We start from the raw sequence: 18,247 nt of genomic DNA, 5'->3' as shown, positions 1-18,247 counted from the left end.
GGTCATGTACAGACCAAAACAGGAAACGGCATCGGTCGCCCCGGTGACCGTGTCGCGGCGGGCGGTCGCGCGTCGGATCCATTCCCTCCGGGCGGGCGTCGGGAGTACGTTTCCGGCCGTGTTGAGGGATCGTGGAGGTGGGTGCAGGAGGCGTGGGAGAAAGGGTTGTGCGCGGTACGACGGGGGCAGTCGGCACGGGGGAAGACGGGCCGCACACACGGGCGGAGGCGAGGCGGTGCGCGGGATGAGTACAGCCGGATCTCCGGTGGCCGAGGGAGGCGGGCCGGTGCGGCCCAGCGGCTTGCTCGACGTGCTGAACGTGGCCTCCGTGGTCCTCGACGACCAGGGCCGGGTGGTGCTGTGGAGCCCCCAGGCCGAGGAGTTGTTCGGGTACTCGGCAGGAGAAGCCCTGGGACGGCCCGCGGCCGAGATCATGGTGCACGAGCAGCACGTCGACCTGGTCGTGAAGCTCTTCACCGATGTGATGCAGACCGGCCAGAGCTGGGCCGGTGCCTTCCCGGTGCGGCACAAGGACGGCTCCACCCGGCTGGTGGAGTTCCGCAACGTGCGCCTGCTGGACGACCGGGGCGACGTCTACGCCCTCGGGCTGGCCGCCGACCGGTCGACGCTGCGTCGCCTGGAGCGGGACGTGGCGCTGTCGACCCGGATGGTGTCGCAGTCGCCGATGGGCCTGGCCGTGCTGGACACGGGCCTGCGCTACCTGTCGGCGAACCCCGCACTGGAGCAGATCAGCGGCGTGCCGACCGAGGACTACCTGGGCCGCACCGTGCGGGAGGCGCTGCCGCAGATGGACGCCGAGGGGCTGGAGGCCGCCGCCCGACAGGTGCTCGGCACCGGGTTGCCGATCCTGGACCGGCCCGCCGTGGGCCGCATCCCGGGCGACCCGGACCAGGACCGGGCCTGGTCGGTCTCCCTGTACCGGCTGGAGGACACCCTGGGCACCGTGCTCGGTGTGGCCGCCTCGGTCACGGACATCACCGACCAGTACCGGGCCGGGCTGGAGGCCGAGGCCGCCCGGCGGCGCCTGGCCCTGATCGCCGATGCCTCCACCCGCATCGGCACCACGCTGGAGCTGGAGCGCACCGCCCACGAACTCGCCGACGTCGCCGTGCCGGAGCTGGCGGACGTGGCCGCCGTCGACCTGCTGGAGGCGGTGGTCGAGGGCCGCCGCAGCAGCCTCGGCCCCGCCGAGCCCGCGGTGATCCGTGCCCTGGCGGTGCAGGCGGACGCCGCTCCCGAGGCACTGCGGGCGGCCGACCCGCCTGGGAAGATCGCCCGCTACGGACCGGACCGCCTCGTCACGCAGTGCGTGCGCACGGGACGGCCGGTGCTCGTGGAGCACGTCGAGGAGGCGGACCTGCCGCGCATCGCCCGCTCCCCCGAGGCCGCCGAGTTGCTGGCCGCCGCGGGCGTGCACTCCTATCTGGCCGTGCCGCTGATCGCCCGCGGGGAGGTGCTCGGGTCCCTGGACCTGAAGCGGACCCGCAATCCCCTGCCGTTCGGCCGGGACGACCTGGTGCTGGCCCGGGAGCTGGCGGCGCGGGCGGCCGTGCAGATCGACAACGCCCGCTGGTACCAGAACGCCCGCAACGCCGCCCTCACCCTCCAGCGCAGCCTCCTGCCCAGCCATCCGCCGGTCACCGGGGGCCTGGAGGTGTCCTCGCGCTACCAGCCCGCGGGCGCCACCACCGAGGTCGGCGGCGACTGGTTCGACGTCATCCCGCTGGAGGACGGCAAGACGGCACTGGTCGTGGGGGACGTGATGGGCAGCGGCATCAACGCCGCCGCCACGATGGGCCGGCTCCGCACCGCGACCACCACCCTCGCCACTCTCGACCTGGACCCCGCGGTGCTGCTGGAGCACCTGGACCGGATCACGGCGGGCCTCGACGAGGCCATCGCGACCTGCGTGTACGCCGTCCACGACCCGCGGCTCGGCCGGTGCCGGATCGCCAACGCCGGGCACCTTCCCCCGGCGCGGGTACGCCCCGGACATCCGCCGGAGCTGCTGGAGCTGCCCACCGGAGCGCCACTGGGCGTGGGTGGGGTGGCCTTCTCCACGGTCACCGTCGACATCGCCCCCGGTGACCTGCTGGTGCTCTACACCGACGGCCTGGTCGAGACCCGCCGGCAGCCCCTGGACGAGCGGCTGGAGGAGCTGCTGTCCCTCCTCGACGATCCCGCGCGCCCGCTGGAGGAGGTCTGCGACCTCCTGCTGCGCGCCCTGCACCACCCCGACAACCACGACGACGTGGCCCTGCTCATCGCACGGGCCCGCGTGACGCCACCGTAGACGACCACTGAACGCCGGCCGGAGCCGCGCGCACCGCCGATCACGCGCCGGAGAGCCGGAGAGCCGGAGCGCTCGCGTACCGGGGCGGCTGTGGGGCGGCGCCCGGATTCACAGGAAGCCGTTACCGGTTCCTTATCGCGCGCGTCCCACAATCGCAGCATCAGGTGGACGGCGTGGCCGAAGGAGTGAGCCGTGATGCACGATCCGGACCGGGAAGACCGCACGACCGGGTGGACCGGGCCCGAGCTGCTGGGCGAGCCGGGTGGGGGCCGCCCGCGGCGGGGGCCGGCCGCGCTGTGGAGGCGCCGCTCGGTGCGCGGCAGGGCCGTGATCGCCGGGACCACCGTCGCCGTACTGGCCCTGGGCGGGACCGTCGCCTACGCGGCGACCTCGGACGGCTCCGGTACCGCCTCCCCCGGTGCGTCCTCGTCGGCGTCACCGTCCCCCGGCGAGCCCGACGGCAGGCACGGCCACCTCGGCCGCTGGTTCGGCGGGGCCGGTGCGGGGGTGCACGGCGAGGCGACCGTCAAGGACCGCGACAGCGGCGAGTGGATCGTCCGGGTCTGGCAGCGCGGCACTGTCGAGAAGACGGACGGCGACCAGGTCACCGTGAAGAGCGAGGACGGCACGTCCTGGACCTGGACGGTGAGCGGAGACACCACCGTGCGCCGGTTCGACGACTCGTCGTCCGGCAGCCCGGAGAAGGACTCCGGGGCCGGTGCCCTGAAGAAGGGGGACCGGGCCGTCCTGGTCGGCACCCGGGCCGACGACGGTACGCGGACGGCCGTCCACGCGGTCTCCGGCGACCTGGACGCCCTCAAGGACAGGGCACCGCGCGACCGGCACGACCGGCACTCCTTCCACGGCCCGCGCGGCCACGGCGGACGTCCCTCGGCGCCTCCGGGCACGCCGGAGAGCGGAACGACGACCTGAGGGGCCGTCAGGTCCGGGTGCCCACGACGACATGGGAGTGCAGTTCTGCGGACACCACCGGGTCGGCGGCGAGCCCGGCGCGGACGAAGGCCTCGGCTGCGGCCGGGGCCTGCCGCTCACTCGTCTCGACGAGGAGGCAGCCGCCGGGGGCGAGCCAGCGGGGCGCCTCGGCGGCGACCCGCCGCAGGATGTCGAGGCCGTCGGAACCGCCGTCCAGCGCGGTCAGCGGTTCGTGGTCCCGCGCCTCGGCGGGGAGCAGGGCCACCTCGGCCGTGGGGACGTAGGGCACGTTCGCGGCGAGGATGTGGATCCGGCCGCGCAGGTCGACGGGCAGCGCCGAGAACAGGTCGCCGGTGTGCACCCGGCCGCCGTGCCCGGCCGTGTTGCGGCGGGCGCAGCGCACCGCGGCCGGGTCGACGTCGGCGGCGTGCAGTTCCACGACCCCGAGGGCCGCGGCCAGCGCCGCGCCGACCGCGCCCGAACCGCAACACAGGTCGACCACGACGGCGGCGTGCGGGACGCGGGACAGCGCCTGCTCGACGAGGAACTCGGTACGGCGGCGCGGGACGAACACACCTGGTTCCACGGCGATACGCAGACCGCGGAACTCGGCCCAGCCGAGGACGTGTTCCAGGGGCAGTCCGGCCGCCCGGCGCTCCACCATCGCGGTGAGTTCGGCGGGGGTGCGGGCGGCGCCGAGGAGGAGGCGCGCCTCGTCCTCGGCGAAGACGCAGCCTGCGGCGCGCAGCGCGGCGACGACGTCCGAGAACCGGTCGGAGGGGGCGGCGGACGGGAAGGAGACGGGCATGGGAGCCGAGGGCCTTTCGTGGGCGAAGGGCGCTCTCGTCGTCAGCGGCTGACGGGGATTCGAGGGGAGAGCACCCGACCTGACATGGCGGGAATGGGTCTCACCTCCTCGTTTGCCTGCCGCGGACGCTCCGCGGACGAACCGCCACCCTACCCCGGCCGGCGACAGGACGCCGACCGCCTCCCCGGCCCGCCCTCGATCTCCTCCCCGGCCGTCACGCCGGCTGCCGCCCCGGCCCTCGACCCGGCCTCCGGCCCCGGGGCCGTCCCGGCCCGTTCCGGTGGGGGTTCCGTGTGCGCGGTGGGCACGGCAAGCGGGCGGGCCGGTGCGTCGGGCACGGCGGGCACGGCGCACGGCGGGCCGATCGGGGCCGCGGGAACCCCGTCGGCCACCGGGTGCGGGTCCTGCGCCCGGCCGACGCCGAGCGCCGTGTCCTGACACAGGTCGCGGACGGCCGCCGTGCCGCCTTCCCCGCCGGGCGGGCCGGCGGGCCGGCGGGCGGGGAGGATCCGGCCCGGTTCGCGGAGTATCCGTGTGCGGCAACGCCCGGACGCCGCCGGGCCGGAGGGAGCCCGGGACCGGATCGCGGGCGCGCCCCGGGGAGGGAACGGAGCACCGTCCGCGACCCCGTACGGTTGAACCATGAACGTCACCCGCGGCTTCACCGGACGCGCCCGACCGCAGGGCGCGAGCGGTGCCTCCGGCCCCGTCCTCCCACCCGGGCAGTACGACGCCCGCGACGACTGGCCCGTGCTGTCCGCCGAGGTCACGCCCATGCTCACGGCCGAGGAGTGGACCTTCCGGATCGACGGGCTGGTGACCCGGCCGAGGACCTGGGACTGGGCCCAGGCGCAGGAGCTGCCCGGGTCGGTGTACGAGGGTGCCGTCCACTGCGTGACGGGCTGGTCGAAGTTCGGGATGCGGTTCTCGGGCGTGCCCCTGGACGTCTTCCTGGCGGAGGTCCGCCCCGACCCCTCGGCCACGCACGCGGTGGCGTACTCCCACACCGGCTATACCGCGAACCTGCCACTGGCGGACCTCACCGGCGGTCGGGCCTGGATCGCCTTCACCCAGGACGGGCGGCCCCTCGCTCCCGAGCACGGCGGCCCGGCACGCCTGCTGGTGCCGCACCTGTACTTCTGGAAGAGCGCCAAGTGGATCGCCGGCCTGCAGCTCCTCGATCACGACCAGCCCGGCTTCTGGGAGCGGAACGGCTACCACGCCCGCGGCAACCCCTGGGAGGAGCAGCGGTACTCCGGTGACTGAGACCTTCACTCCCCCGACGCGTTTCGCGGTGCCCGGCCGGATCGAGGTCGGCGGCCGGGCGGCCTCCGTGTGGCAGACCGCCACGATCAGCGGGATCCGCCGCGAGACCCCCCGTGCGACGAGCTTCCGGCTGGCCGTGCCGGGCTGGGCGGGTCATCTGCCCGGCCAGCACCTGATGCTGCGGCTGCGGGCCGCCGACGGATACACCGCCCAGCGCCACTACTCCCTCGCCTCCGCGCCCGACGACACCGGGCACATCGAGCTGACCCTGGACCACGTCGAAGGCGGCGAGGTGTCCGGCTGGTTCCACACGGTGGCCGAGGTCGGCGACCGGGTGGAGGTGCGCGGCCCGCTCAGCGGCTTCTTCGCCTGGCCCGGTGACCGGCCCGCACTGCTCCTCGGCGCCGGCTCCGGTGTCGTACCGCTGATGTCGATGGTGCGGCACCACCGGGCGCGTGCCCTCGCCGCCCCGCTGCGGCTGCTGGTGTCGGCGCGCAGCCCGCGGGAGCTGATCTACGCGCGGGAGTACGGCGCTGAGACGACGCCCGTGTTCACGCGCAGCGCGCCGCCCGGTGTGCCGATCGGACGGCTCACGGCCGCCCATGTTGCGCCCGTGGTGGCGGATGCCCCCGACGGCGGATGGGAGGCCTACGTCTGCGGCTCGAACGCCTTCGCCGAGCACGCGGCGCGCCTTCTCGTCGGGGCCGGCCAGCCCGTGGACCGCATCCGCATCGAGCGCTTCGGCTGACGCGCCGCACCGCTGCCCCCGCCCACCCCCGTCTTGCGCTCGACCCGCCCATTTGCGCGAGTACGGTGAACATTGTCCTCTGGATGGAGTACACACCGTGTGGGCACTCGCGGGCGTGACGGCGAGGAGGTCGACATGCGAAGCCGGGCGCGCGCCCGGCGCCGGCAGCGCAACCCGCTGCGGCGCCGGTCGGACATCGTGGAAGCCTGGACGGCGCTGGCCGTGACCGTCCTGCTGGTGCTGGGCGCCCCCCTGGCCGGGGTGGTCACCGGCTGGTGGGCCCATGACGACGCGGAGGCCATGGCGGCACAGCAGCGCGCGGATCGCCACCGGGTCAGTGCGAAGGTCGTCGGCACGACGCCGGACAGGCCGCCGGCGATGGAGGGCGCGACCCCGCGGACCTTCAGTGTCGAGGCGCGCTGGACGGATGAGGGCGGGCGGACAAGGACGTCCGAGGTCCGCGTCCCGGCCGGGACGCGCAGCGGCGACACGGTCGACGTGTGGTTCGACTCCGCCGGGCGGAACGTACCGCCACCGCCCGGTGCGACGGCGGCCTGGCAGCACGCGTTCACCTTGGGCATCTGCGCCGCCGGCGCCACGGCGGCGACGGTCCTTCTCGCGCAGTCCGCGGTGCGCCGGGGGGCGATGCGGCGCCGGATGGCCGAGTGGGACCGGGACTGGGCCCTGACCGAGCCGGAGTGGACCCGGCGGAGCCGCGGCGAGATCTAGTGCCGCCGGGCGGCGTTCGCCCCCTCACGACACCCGGCGCGCTCCCCCACTGCCCCAAGGCGCGGGAGGTACCCCCACCACTGCCCCAGGAGATGCCTTCGCCGCTGCCCCAAGGACGCCGGAGGCTACCTCGCCCGCCTCGCCGGCCGAGCACCCGAGTGTGTCCCGTACGCGGACTTCCGGTCTTACGGCCCGCTCTCCCGCCAGGCTCTTCGGGCACGGGGTACCCCCGGAGCACACACCGGACGCCGCTCCTCGACGGGCGGGCGCCGCCTGCCCCGACACCGGCTCGGACGCGGGCGAACTCCGCTGAGGCGGCCGGCCCCGGGAAGCGGGGGGCGGCGCGCCGCAAGGGCTGCGCGCCGGGGTCTCCGCCGCCGGGCGGTGGGGGTGGAAGGCGCTCCCGTCCACCGCCTACGGTGTGATCGTCCGCATGTCCCCGCACGTGAAGGCGGTCCCGCATGGCCCTGTTCGACCTTCCGCTCGACGAGCTCCGCGGCTACCGCAGCACCTCCGTCGCGCCGGAGGACTTCGACGCGTTCTGGTCGAAGACCCTGCAGGAGACGCGGGAGCACGACCTGGATGCCCGGTTCGAGCCGGTCGACACGGGACTGACCACGGTGACGGTGTACGACGTGACGTTCGCCGGCTTCGGCGGTCACCCGGTGAAGGGCTGGTTGATCCTGCCGGCCGGCGCCGGGGAACCGCTGCCGCTGGTCGTGGAGTTCGTCGGGTACGGCGGCGGGCGCGGGCTGCCGCACGAGCATCTGCTGTGGGCGTCGGCCGGGCGCGCGCACTTCGTGATGGACACACGCGGCCAGGGCAGCGCCTGGGGCGGCGGCGGGGGCACCGCGGATCCGCTGGGCGGCGGGCCGGCCTACCCGGGCTTCATGACCCGGGGCATCGACGCACCCGAGAACTACTACTACCGGCGGGTGTTCACGGACGCCGTGCGGGCGGTCGAGGCGGCCCGCTCGCATCCGCAGACCGACGCGACGCGGACCGCCGCCGTCGGTGCCAGCCAGGGGGGCGGTATCGCACTGGCCGTGGGCGGCCTGGTTCCCGACCTCGTCGCGGTCGCCCCGGACGTGCCGTTCCTGTGCGACTTCCCGCGCGCCACGACCCTGACGGACCGGCATCCGTACCGGGAGATCGGCCTGTACCTCAGGACGCACCGGGGCCGTTCCGGGGAGGCCCTGCGCACCCTCTCCTACTTCGACGGGGTGCACTTCGCCGCCCGCGGCCGGGCCCCCGCCCTGTTCTCGGTGGGCCTGGAGGACCAGACCTGCCCGCCCTCCACGGTCTTCGCCGCATACAACGCCTGGGCGCACGAGGACAAGGCCGTCGAGGTGTACGACTTCAACGACCACGAGGGCGGCGGCCCTCACCACGAGGCGGCCAAGCTGCGCTGGCTGCGCTCGTACGCCTGAGTGCCGGGGCGGGTGCCGCACGGCCCGCCGCAGCCCTTTTCTCTGGTCCGACCAGTCGGTATGTTCAGGGGTCACGGGCCGCGACGGAGCGGCCTCTTCCCGTCGACACGGAGGACCGATGAGCGAGCACGAGGCACCACGGATCCACGGCCACTGCGACCCGCGCTTCAGTGCGGTGCGCGCGGCGTTCGAGGAGAACTTCCGGGGCCGGGGCGAGCTGGGTGCCGGCGTGGCGGTGAGCGTGGACGGCAGGCGGGTCGTCGACCTGTGGGGCGGCTGGGCCGACGCGGCACGCACCCGGCCGTGGGAGCAGGACACGGTGGTCAACGTGTGGTCGACCACGAAGGGACCGGTGGCGCTGTGCGCGCACATCCTGGCCGACCGGGGGCTGCTCGACCTGGACGCCCCGGTGGCCGCGTACTGGCCGGAGTTCGCCGCGGCCGGCAAGGAGAAGGTCCTGGTGCGGCATCTGCTCTCCCACCGCGCGGGCCTGGCCGGCCTGCGCGAACCGCACTCGTTCGAGGACCTGTGCGACTGGGAGCTGACGACGGCCCGGCTGGCCGCCACCGAGCCCTGGTGGGAGCCGGGTTCCCGTTCGGGCTACCACGCGCTCACCTACGGCTTCCTGGTCGGGGAGGTGGTGCGGCGGGTGGCGGGGCTGCTGCCGGGGGCCTTCCTGGAGCGGGAGGTGACCGGACCGCTCGGCATCGAGTTCACCATCGGGCTGCCGGAGAAGGACGCCGACCGGGCGGCGGAACTGGTCCACCCGCGGGCGGCGGCCGCCGGAGGGGGCACCCCCGCGTCGTTCGGCCAGCTGCCACCCGCCGCGCTCGCCGCCCTGGCCAATCCGCTGGTGGGTGCCGCCCACGCCGGCACGCCCCGGTGGCGGGCCGCCGAGATCCCGGCCGCGAACGGCCACGGCACCGCCCGCGCGATCGCGGCGCTGTACGGCATTCTCGCGGGCCGGGGGACGTACGACGGCCACCGGATCCTGTCGCCGGAGGCGGCCGAGCGGGTGCGTGAGGGGCAGGGCAGCTGCCGGGACCTGGTCCTGGGAGCCGGGTTCGAGCACGAGACGGAGATCGGGCTCGGCCTGTGGCTGAGCGGGGCCAACGGCTCGTACGGACCGAACCCGCGCGCTTTCGGACACGACGGCTTCGGCGGCTCGTGCGGCCTGGCGGACCCGGAGGCGGGCGTGTCCCTGGGGTACGCGATGAACGCGATGGGGCCCCGTATCGCCGACGACCCCAGGAAGACGGCACTGGTCGACGCCCTGTACAGCGTGCTGTAGGTCCGGCTGCGGGCAGTCCGCTTTCAGCCGAACAGGGCGACTTCTCTTCCCAAGTGGTTTAGACCAATGCTAGATCTGGTGGCGCACCGAACCCGCACGGACACGGCACGTCACCAACAGGAGGCGCGGCATGGCCCGCACCACCCCGTACGACCCCCCGCACACCCTCGATCACCGGGACTCCTTCGGAGGCCGGCACCCGCTCGGCGCCCTGCCCCCGTACGACGCCCGCCCTCCGCTCGACCGCCCCGCCCCGCGGCGGCTCGGGCTCGACCATCCGCGTGAGGAGCCGCCGCTGTACTGGCGCGTCGCGACGGAGCTGCTCGGCGAGCTGCGGGACGGCACCGTTCCGCCCGGCGAGCGGCTGCCGGGCGAACGGCAGCTGGCCGAGCACTTCGGCGTCAGCCGGGAGACCGTCCGCCAGGCGCTGGAGGTGCTGCGCCGCCGCGGGCTGGTCGCCACCGACCGGCGCGGCAGCCACGCCGCCCTGCCCGGGCCGCCCGTCGAGCATCCCGCCGCACTGACGTTCCCGGTCGGTGCGCGCAGCCCGCATCCGGACGGACCGGACCGGACCACGGTGGCCTGGGAGGCGCCGCCGCCGGAGCACGCGCAGGCCCTCGGACTGGCCCCGCACCGGCCGACTCTGGTGCACCGCTACGAGTCGGCCGCCGCCGCGGGGCGCGGGCGGCGTACGGCGGTCACCTCCTTCTCCACCGTCGCGCTGTCGGAGGTGGAGGAGCTGGCCCGCTACCGGGGCCGGGCCGACGGCACCACCTCGGCCCAGCTGCGGCGCGCCTACGACTGGATGCGCCGGGCCGGGCTCAGCCTGCACCACCGCGACTCCATCACGAGCCTCGACGACGCCCTGTCGATGCGGGTGACCCGGCACGTGCACGACCAGTACGGCCGTCCGCTGGAGATCACCGACCTGTTCGTGGACATCCGGGAGGACGACGCGCTGGTCTACGAGTTCACCCTTCCCTCCGCCGGCTGACGACACGACCGGCGGTGCCGTCCCGCGGACCGCCCGCCCGGGTCGCCACCGCCGGAGTGCGACGTCCTCGGGCCCGGCCGGCCCGTGCGGCGCCCGCGCTCCGGATCGGGCCGCGCCCGTCCCCGCCGTCCACCCGGTCAAAGCCACGGGCGGCTCCCGGTGCCCGCGGAATGAGCCGCGCGCCGGAGGGGAAGCGGGTGTCGGGCGCTATGCCTCGCGCCGGGCCAGGACCATCCGCACGCGAGGGCTGCCGTCGCGGCGCCGCCCGAACTCGGTCAGCGGGCGCAGTTCCACGGCGAACCCCGCACGCTCCAGCTCGCGGCGCACGTCCCCGAGCCGGAAGGCGCGGTAGTACATGACGAACGGCGGGCGCCACACCGCGTTGCGCACCCGCATCGCGGTGTCGAAGCCCAGCAGCATCCAGTAGGCGGGCGTGGTCGGGCGGGGCGGGGCGAGGATCGGGAAGGCGAACCGGCCGCCGGGACGCAGCACGCTGCGCACCTGGCGGAACAGGCCGGGCAGTTCGCCGGGCAGGAAGTGCCCGAACGCACCGAAGCTCACCACCAGGTCGAAGGCGGCGGCGAACGGCAGGGCGCGGGCGTCGGCGCGCACCCATGCCGTGCGCGGGTGCGCGCCCCGCGCACGGCTGCGGGCCACCTCCAGCATGCCGGCGCTGAAGTCGACGCCGGTCACGCTGGTGCGGCACAGGCGGGCCAGCACGTCCGCGCCGGCGCCCGTGCCGCAGCACAGGTCCAGGCCGTCCTCGAAGGGGCCGGCGTCCTCCAGCGCCGCGGCGACGGCGTCGAGGACGGCGTGGGGCGTCCGGAACGGGGTGTGGTCGAACTTCGGCGCGAGCAGGTCGTAGCCGCGCTCGACGGACGACAGCGCCTGCACCGCGAGTTCGCGCAAGGTGGGGCCTTCGGGGCTGAACATCCCTGGACACGCTACCAGCGAGGGGCATCGGGCCTTCCGCGCGTCGCCCGGGCGGTCAGATCCGCACGGGCAGCGCGCCGACGCTGTTGCCGACGAAACTCGGCAGCCGGGGCAGTTCGGAGTCGGGGACGGCGAGGTCCAGGTCCGGGAAGCGGGTGAAGAGGCGTTCCAGGGCGACCGTGGCCTCCAGCCGGGCCAGGGGGGCGCCCAGGCAGTAGTGGGTGCCGTGCCCCAGGGACAGGTGGCGGGCCGCCGAGGCGCGGGACGGGCGGGTCACGTCGAACCGGTCGGCGTCCGGTCCGTACACGGCCGGGTCGCGCCCGGCGGCGGAGTACCCCGCGAGCACGGGAAGACCCCGCGGAAGGACCGTGCCGTCGAGGGTGAGGTCCCGGACGGGGTAGCGGAAGGGGAAATAGCTGACGGGGGCGTCCCAGCGCAGCGTCTCCTCGACGACGTCGTCCCAGCCCGCCTCGCCCTCGCGGACCCGTGCGAGTTGGTCGCGGTGCGCGCACAGGGCCCGCACGGCGTTGGTGATGAGGTTGAGGGTGGTCTCATGGCCGGCGATGACCATCAGCAGCATGGTGCCGATGAGTTCCTGCCCGTCGAGCCGGTCGCCTCCCTCGTCCCGGGCCGCGATCAGGGCACTGGTGAGGTCGTCCCCGGGGTGCTCGGCCTTGGCGGCGGCGATCTCGCCCAGGAGGGCGACGAGTTCGCGGTTGGCTGTGATCGCCTCGGCGGGGTCGATGTCGGTGGCTACGACCTGGCCGGACAGGCGGTGCAGTCGGTCGCGGTACTCGGCACCCACACCGAGCAGTTCACCGATCACTCCCATCGGCAGAGGCAGCGCGACATGGCGGCGCAGGTCGGCGTCGCCGCCGCTCTCCTCCGCCGAACGGGCCAGGTCCTCCAGCAGACGATCCGTCAACTCTACTATCCGGGGCCGAAGTTCCTCGACACGGCGGGGGGTGAAGGCCCGGCTGACCAGCCCGCGCAGCCGCCGGTGGTCGTCGCCGTCGGCCGTGGTCATGCCCGGCACGGTCGCGAACGTCATCAGCGGCCAACCCGCCGGGATGCGCCCCTCGCGCAGAGCCGTGAAGTGCTCCGGGCCCTTGGCGACCTCGGAGTGTGCGAGGAACTCCCGGAGCGCCTCGTGCCCGACCACGGCCCGCCCCTCGATCCTGCCGGGCAGCACCACCGGCACGACCGAACCACGTTCCAGAAGTGCCGCGTTGGCGGCGTGGGGACAGCCGCCGGCGGCGTCCATGCGGTGGGGCGGGACGGGCTGGTGATCCACCTGGGCTCCTCGGCGAAGCGGAGTGACACGGAAAGCGCCGTTCGATTCTGCCCGTACGACCCAGCCCGGGGAAGGGCCGGGAAGCGGGGCTCCGGCCACGCGCTCACCTGCCGTGCCGGGTACCCGCGTCCGCGCCGACGGGGCCTGGGGACGCTCGCCGGAACGCCGCCGCGTCAGGGGGAGGTCCCGCCGCAGGCGAGGGCGCCGAAAGGAGACGTGCCGGATCGCAGCCGGCCGGTGGTACAGTGACGGCAGCACGTTTGTACGCCCCGTCGCGGGCGACGTGCAGACAGACCGTCCACGGTCTCTTCACATCACTCCTCTCACGGGCTCTTCCGGATTCTCGCGGACCCTTCGGGTTCTCACGGTTCCCTCGGACGGTCGCGAAGTCCCGCGGACTCTCACGGAGTCCGGCCGAGCCCCGCGGATCTTCCGGATCGCTCCCGTGGCGACGGCCTCGACCCGTCGCGCCCGAGCGACCGTTCCCGCCGCCGAAGGCGCGCTTGCCCGCCGTCCTGACGTGCGCGGCGTCTCCTTCACCCCCTTGCCTCGTGCCCCAGTCCGGGAAAGGACCGACCGACCACCGTGACCACCACACTCGACAACCCGCCCCTGCACCAGCCCTCCGCCGCACGGCCCGTCATCGGTGTCCTGGACGTCGACGGCAGCGGCAAGGGCCATCTGCGCTCCGCCACGACCTGCCTGCCCTCCCCCGCCGACCCCCAGGTCCCGGCCGCGCTGATCCGCCGGTACGGCCTGCGCACGGGCGACCTCGTCGAGGGTCCGCACGGCGGCCGTGCGGGCGTCACCGACATCGTCCGCGTGGGCGGCCGCACGCCCGACGCGCTGCGCGGGCGGCGCCGTTTCGGCGACCTGACACCGTTGCACCCCGACCGGCGCCTGCGGCTGGAGCACCCCGCCGCGGGACTCACCGGGCGGGTCGTCGACCTGATCGCGCCCGTCGGCAAGGGGCAGCGCGGGCTGATCGTCGCGCCGCCGAAGACCGGCAAGACCGTACTGCTCCAGCAGATCGCGGCCGCCGTCGCCGGCAACCACCCCGAGTGCCGGCTGATGGTGGTGCTGCTCGACGAGCGGCCCGAGGAGGTCACCGACATGCGGCGTTCCGTGCGGGGCGAGGTGTACGCCTCCACCTTCGATCGTGCGCCGCGGCAGCACATCGCCCTGGCCGAGCTCGTGATCGAGCGGGCGCGGAGGCTCGTGGAGGACGGCGAGGACGTCGTCGTCCTGCTCGACTCCCTCACCCGGCTGTGCCGGGCGCACAACCACGCTGCCGCCGCCGGGGGCCGCACGCTCAGCGGTGGCGTCGACGCCGCCGCACTGCACGGGCCGAAGAAGCTCTTCGGTGCCGCCAGGTCGGCCGAGGAGGGCGGCTCCCTCACCCTCCTCGCCACGGCCCTGGTCGAGACCGGGTCCCGCGCCGACGACCTCTTCTTCGAGGAGCTGAAGAGCACCGGGAACATGGAGCTCCGCCTCGACCGGGAACTGGCCTCCCGGCGGCTGTTCCCGGCCGTCGACGTCGAGCGGTCCGGCACCCGCCGCGAGGAACTCCTGCTCTCTGCCGCCGAGTCGACGGCCGTGGCGGGACTGCGGCGGGCTCTGCGGACCCGTGACGGCCACGCCCGCACGGAGGCCCTGCTGGAGAAGCTGCGCGAGACGCCCGACAACGCCGTTTTCCTGCGCCGGATCCGGCCGGCTCTGCCATCGGTGTGAGGGTCCCACCCCGGCTCGGCGCCGCTCGGCCTCCACGGGGCCGGTATTCGTCCGGATCGTCCCGTCGGCATGCACGACGGCCCCGGACTCGGCGGAGCGACGCTTGCGGAAGGCCAGGCCGTCGTCGGAGCGGACCCGGCCCCCCGGGGGTGACCGGCAGGGCGCTGAGATCGACCGGGGCGTCGCGTGCTGCGGGCCGATCGTGATCCGGCCCTCCCCCACCCCCGTGTCGGCGCCCGTCCCGGTTCCGGTATCCCGCCCGCCCTCGTTCGATCCGCTCGGGCCGGTTCCGGCCGTGCGGGCCGTTGCGCCCTGTTCCGTCCCCGGCAGGCCTGTTCCGCCCCCCCTGTCGCACCGTCACATCGGGGCACAGGCGTTCGCCCGTCGCGCCGCCTGCCGGATTCCGGCCGGGCGGACGACGCGGGGGCGGTGCGGCATCCGGGTGCTCGCGCGCGGCGTTCGGCCCGTCCCGCCTGGCGGACAGAGCGTCAGTTCCTAGGTTGATTCATATGATCAACGGGATTTGCTCTCGGACGTGTCTGTCGGTCTGCGCCCTCACCCTCACCGGAGGGCTCGCGCTCGCGCCGCTCGCGGCGGCCGCCGGGGACGCGGCGGAGCCGACGCCGGGGCAACCGAGGGCGGGCCGACCGCAGCCGTCGCCGCTCGACCGGCCCGGCACCCAGGTCCGCCCGCGGGCCGGGGCGCCCCGAGTGCCGGACGTCTCCGCGCTGTCGTGGCTGGTCTCCGACGCCGGCACCGGGGAGGTGCTCGCGGCGCACGACGCCCACCGCAGGCTGCCACCGGCCAGCACCCTCAAGACGCTGTTCGCCCTCACCGTGCTGCCGAGGCTGCCGGCCGGACTGCGGCACACCGTCAGCGAGGACGAACTGCGGGGCATCGGCCCCGGCAGCAGCCTGGTCGGCGTGGCCGAGGGGCAGACGTACAGCATCGCCGACCTGTGGCGCGGGGTGTTCCTCAACTCGGGCAACGACGCGGTGCACGTGCTCGCCGCGCTCAACGGAGGCTGGGAGGCCACCACCGCCCAGATGCAGGCTGAGGCCCGCACCCTCGGCGCCCGCGACACCCGCGTGGTCTCCCCCGACGGGTACGACGCGCCGGGCCAGGTGTCGTCGGCGTACGACCTCGCCGTGTTCGGCCGGGCCGGACTGCGCAACGCGGACTTCGCCCGCTACTGCGGCACGGTCTCGGCCCTCTTCCCGGGGGCCCACGGGGGGTCGTACGGCATCGCGAACACCAACCGGCTGCTGACCGGCGCCGACGGCGTGGGGCGGTACCCGGGGCTGATCGGCATCAAGAACGGCTACACCAGCCACGCGGGGAACACCCTCGTCGCCGCGGCCCGCCGGGACGGGCGGACCCTGGTGGTCACCGTGATGAACCCTCAGGAGGGCGGCGGGCTCGCCGTCTACGAGGAGGCGCGCGCCCTGCTGGACTGGGGGTTCGCCGCGGACGGGCTGGTGGATCCGGTGGGTTCGCTGGACGGGGAGAGGGCCGGGCCGCAGGCCGGGCCGGCGGCGGCTCCGGTCTCGGCGGACCCGGTCTCGGCCGCCGCGGCCACGGCGGACGACGGGGAGAGCGGCGCGGGCTGGGGTCCGATGGCGGCGATCGCGGGCGCAGCCGGTGCGGGGGCGGCGGGCACGGCATTGGCGCTGCGGCGCGCGGTACGTCCCGTCGGCGGGGACGTGACCGGCCGGCAGCCGCAGGAGCAGGAGCAGGAGCAGGAGCAGGAGCAGGAGCAGGCCGAGCGTGATCCACGTGTACGTGCTTCCGCCCAGGAAGCCGCCGATCCCTGAGGCGTCGTCGAACCACAGCCACACCACGCTGCTGCACAGCACCGCGTACAGGGTGCCCGCGGTCCGCGGGCGACCGGCGCGGATCAGCACCGCGAAGGCCGGGAGCAGCCACACCAGATGGTGCACCCAGGTGACCGGGCTGACCAGGCAGGCGGCGAGCCCGGTGAGCGCGAGGGCCGCCCGCCGGTCACCCGCCACCACCGCGCGGCGGGCCCGCCGGGCCCACACGCCGAGCACGGCCAGCACGGCGACCGCCCACAGGAGGCGGTGCGGTTCGCCGAGCCGGGCGAGGACGCCCTGCAGGGACTGGTACCGCTTGCGCGGCCTGGGCGGGGAGGACGGCCGCGGCGAGGGCGAGGACGAGCATCAGGCGGCCGCGGTCGGTGCGCGGGCCCCTCACGCCGCCGGTCCCGGTGCCGGGGCCCGCACCGCCTGACGGGCCTGCCACAGCACGACGAGGGCGAGCGCGCCGCCCGACACGGCCGGCACCGACCGGCCGAGGTCCGCGGGGCCGCCGCCGGGGAGGACGGTGAGCGCGAGGACCCCGGTGACGGTCCGGTCCCTCGTTCCCCGCCTCCGGCTCCGCTGCCGGCGAAGCCCCCTGCGGGGACTGATCGGCGGGGACGCCTCAACGGGGCCCGGGGCGGGCGCCGTCTGCCGGGGCGGCCGGCCGAACCGGGCCGGGCCGCATCGCCGGCGGGCCCGGGACGGGACACGAGGGCCGCGGGCACCCGAGGGGGTGCGGAGGTCCGGGAGAGCGGGAAACCCGGCGGGGTCGGCCGCCGGCTCACAGGACGGGGACCGGTGGCCCCGTCGGGCCGGAGCGGCCGGGGCCCGCGGGCAGGTCCATGGGCTCCTGGGCAGGTCCTGGGCCCACAGGCCGGTGCTTCCTCCGCCGGACCATGCAGACGATCTCGACGGACGGACGGGGCGCCTCGTCCTCAACCGGATCACCAGGGTGCGCGGGCGGGCCGGCACGCGGCCGTCGCGGCGGCGTCCCGGTCAGAACACGGACAGGCCGGTCAGTGTGGTGAACCGGTCCAGAGCGGCCACCCCCGCCACCGAGTTGCCGCGCTCGTCGAGGCCGGGACTCCATACGCACAGGGTGCAGCGGCCGGGGACGACGGCGATGATGCCGCCGCCGACGCCGCTCTTGCCGGGCAAGCCGACGCGGTAGGCGAATTCGCCCGCCGCGTCGTAGGTCCCGCAGGTCAGCATCACGGCGTTGACCTGCTTGGCCTGGCTGCGGGTGAGCAGCCGGCCGCCGTCCGCGCGGATGCCGTGCCGGGCCAGGAAGCCGGTCGCCAGGGCCAGGTCGGCGCAGGAGGCGCTGATCGAGCACTGGCGGAAGTACTGGTCGAGGAGTTCGGGGACGGGGTTGCCGATGTTGCCGTAGGCGGCCATGAAATGGGCGAGGGCCGCGTTCCGGTCGCCGTGGGCGTTCTCGGAGGCGGCGACCTGGGTGTCGAAGCCGAGGCCGGGGTTGCCGCTCTCGGCGCGCAGGAACGCCAGCAGCTCGCCGGCAGCGTCGCCGGTGCGGGTGTGCAGGCGGTCGGTGACGACGAGGGCGCCCGCGTTGATGAAAGGATTCCGCGGGATGCCGTTCTCGTACTCCAGCTGCACCAGGGAGTTGAACGGGTTGCCGGAGGGCTCGCGGCCCACGTGCTCCCACAGGGCGTCGCCCTCGCGGGCGAGGTCGAGGGCGAGCGTGAAGACCTTGGTGATGGACTGCGCGGAGAACGGCTCGCGCCAGTCCCCGACGCCGTACACCGTGCCGTCCAGCTCCGCCACGGCCATGCCGAAGCGGCGGGGGTCACGGGCGGCGAGGACCGGGATGTAGTCGGCGGGACGCCCGCGGCCGGGCAACTGCTCGACCTCCCTGGCGATGCGCTTCAGGACCGGCTCGAAGGTCATCGACGACGTCATGATCACTATTCTGCCTCCGGGCCGGTTCTGGCGCGC

At 75.0% G+C, this 18,247-nt stretch carries 15 protein-coding genes; 11 read left to right on the top strand and 4 right to left on the bottom strand.

Annotation, left to right across the window (positions count from 1 at the left end; translation table 11 throughout):
* Positions 1–244 precede the first annotated feature (244 nt).
* Entirely contained in the window at positions 245–2,314 is a 2,070-nt protein-coding gene (locus tag JS756_RS06155; RefSeq protein ID WP_205381915.1) for a SpoIIE family protein phosphatase, read from the top strand.
* A gap of 195 nt (positions 2,315–2,509) precedes the next feature.
* Entirely contained in the window at positions 2,510–3,247 is a 738-nt protein-coding gene (locus JS756_RS06150; protein WP_240203374.1) for a hypothetical protein, read from the top strand.
* A gap of 7 nt (positions 3,248–3,254) precedes the next feature.
* On the opposite strand, the gene JS756_RS06145 is transcribed toward JS756_RS06150, so the two are convergent.
* Positions 3,255–4,055 (bottom strand): putative protein N(5)-glutamine methyltransferase, encoded by an 801-nt coding sequence (locus JS756_RS06145; RefSeq protein ID WP_205381913.1) that lies wholly within the window; start codon positions 4,053–4,055, stop codon positions 3,255–3,257.
* Between the two features lie 642 nt (positions 4,056–4,697).
* Here JS756_RS06145 and JS756_RS06140 point away from each other — a divergent pair.
* From JS756_RS06140 to JS756_RS06115, 6 genes are all read left to right on the top strand, one after another.
* On the top strand, positions 4,698–5,321 hold the full coding sequence (locus JS756_RS06140) for a sulfite oxidase-like oxidoreductase (RefSeq protein ID WP_205381912.1): 624 nt from the start codon (positions 4,698–4,700) through the stop codon (positions 5,319–5,321).
* Positions 5,314–6,069: a ferredoxin reductase gene (locus JS756_RS06135; protein WP_205381911.1), complete on the top strand. Its 756-nt coding sequence runs from the start codon at positions 5,314–5,316 to the stop codon at positions 6,067–6,069. Before JS756_RS06140 ends, JS756_RS06135 begins: the two co-directional genes overlap by 8 nt.
* A gap of 135 nt (positions 6,070–6,204) precedes the next feature.
* Positions 6,205–6,798, top strand: coding sequence for an Rv1733c family protein (locus tag JS756_RS06130; RefSeq protein WP_205381910.1), 594 nt, complete (start codon positions 6,205–6,207; stop codon positions 6,796–6,798).
* Between the two features lie 461 nt (positions 6,799–7,259).
* Complete coding sequence (locus JS756_RS06125; RefSeq protein ID WP_205381909.1) at positions 7,260–8,228, top strand: acetylxylan esterase; 969 nt, start codon at positions 7,260–7,262, stop codon at positions 8,226–8,228.
* A gap of 118 nt (positions 8,229–8,346) precedes the next feature.
* Positions 8,347–9,519, top strand: coding sequence for a serine hydrolase domain-containing protein (locus JS756_RS06120; protein ID WP_205381908.1), 1,173 nt, complete (start codon positions 8,347–8,349; stop codon positions 9,517–9,519).
* A 130-nt stretch (positions 9,520–9,649) separates the two neighbouring features.
* Positions 9,650–10,513 carry a winged helix-turn-helix domain-containing protein gene (locus tag JS756_RS06115; protein ID WP_205381907.1) on the top strand — a complete coding sequence of 288 codons (864 nt, stop codon included), beginning with the start codon at positions 9,650–9,652 and terminating at the stop codon, positions 10,511–10,513.
* Between the two features lie 207 nt (positions 10,514–10,720).
* Here JS756_RS06115 and JS756_RS06110 read toward each other — a convergent pair whose 3' ends face one another.
* Together JS756_RS06110 and JS756_RS06105 are read right to left on the bottom strand one after the other, a co-directional pair.
* Positions 10,721–11,446 carry a class I SAM-dependent methyltransferase gene (locus JS756_RS06110; protein WP_205381906.1) on the bottom strand — a complete coding sequence of 242 codons (726 nt, stop codon included), beginning with the start codon at positions 11,444–11,446 and terminating at the stop codon, positions 10,721–10,723.
* A 55-nt stretch (positions 11,447–11,501) separates the two neighbouring features.
* A complete protein-coding gene (locus tag JS756_RS06105; RefSeq protein ID WP_205382076.1) occupies positions 11,502–12,710 on the bottom strand; it encodes a cytochrome P450 family protein in 1,209 nt (402 codons plus the stop codon).
* A 615-nt stretch (positions 12,711–13,325) separates the two neighbouring features.
* Here JS756_RS06105 and rho point away from each other — a divergent pair.
* The 3 genes from rho to JS756_RS06090 all read left to right on the top strand — a co-directional run bounded on the left by rho (position 13,326) and on the right by JS756_RS06090 (position 16,721).
* Positions 13,326–14,471, top strand: a complete 1,146-nt coding sequence (rho, locus tag JS756_RS06100) for a transcription termination factor Rho (protein WP_205381905.1) — start codon at positions 13,326–13,328, stop codon at positions 14,469–14,471.
* Positions 14,472–14,980: 509 nt separating this feature from the next.
* The gene (locus tag JS756_RS06095; RefSeq protein ID WP_205381904.1) at positions 14,981–16,285 is read left to right on the top strand and encodes a D-alanyl-D-alanine carboxypeptidase family protein; all 1,305 of its coding nucleotides are present in this window, start codon (positions 14,981–14,983) and stop codon (positions 16,283–16,285) included.
* Positions 16,239–16,721 carry a hypothetical protein gene (locus JS756_RS06090; RefSeq protein WP_205381903.1) on the top strand — a complete coding sequence of 161 codons (483 nt, stop codon included), beginning with the start codon at positions 16,239–16,241 and terminating at the stop codon, positions 16,719–16,721. Before JS756_RS06095 ends, JS756_RS06090 begins: the two co-directional genes overlap by 47 nt.
* A 566-nt stretch (positions 16,722–17,287) precedes the next feature.
* Here JS756_RS06090 and JS756_RS06085 read toward each other — a convergent pair.
* Entirely contained in the window at positions 17,288–18,211 is a 924-nt protein-coding gene (locus JS756_RS06085; protein WP_205381902.1) for a glutaminase, read from the bottom strand.
* Positions 18,212–18,247 lie beyond the last annotated feature (36 nt).

It is taken from the genome of Streptomyces actuosus, assembly GCF_016921115.1.
GTDB classification, from domain to species: domain Bacteria; phylum Actinomycetota; class Actinomycetes; order Streptomycetales; family Streptomycetaceae; genus Streptomyces; species Streptomyces actuosus_A.
This window is presented reverse-complemented; position numbering and strand designations above follow the sequence as displayed.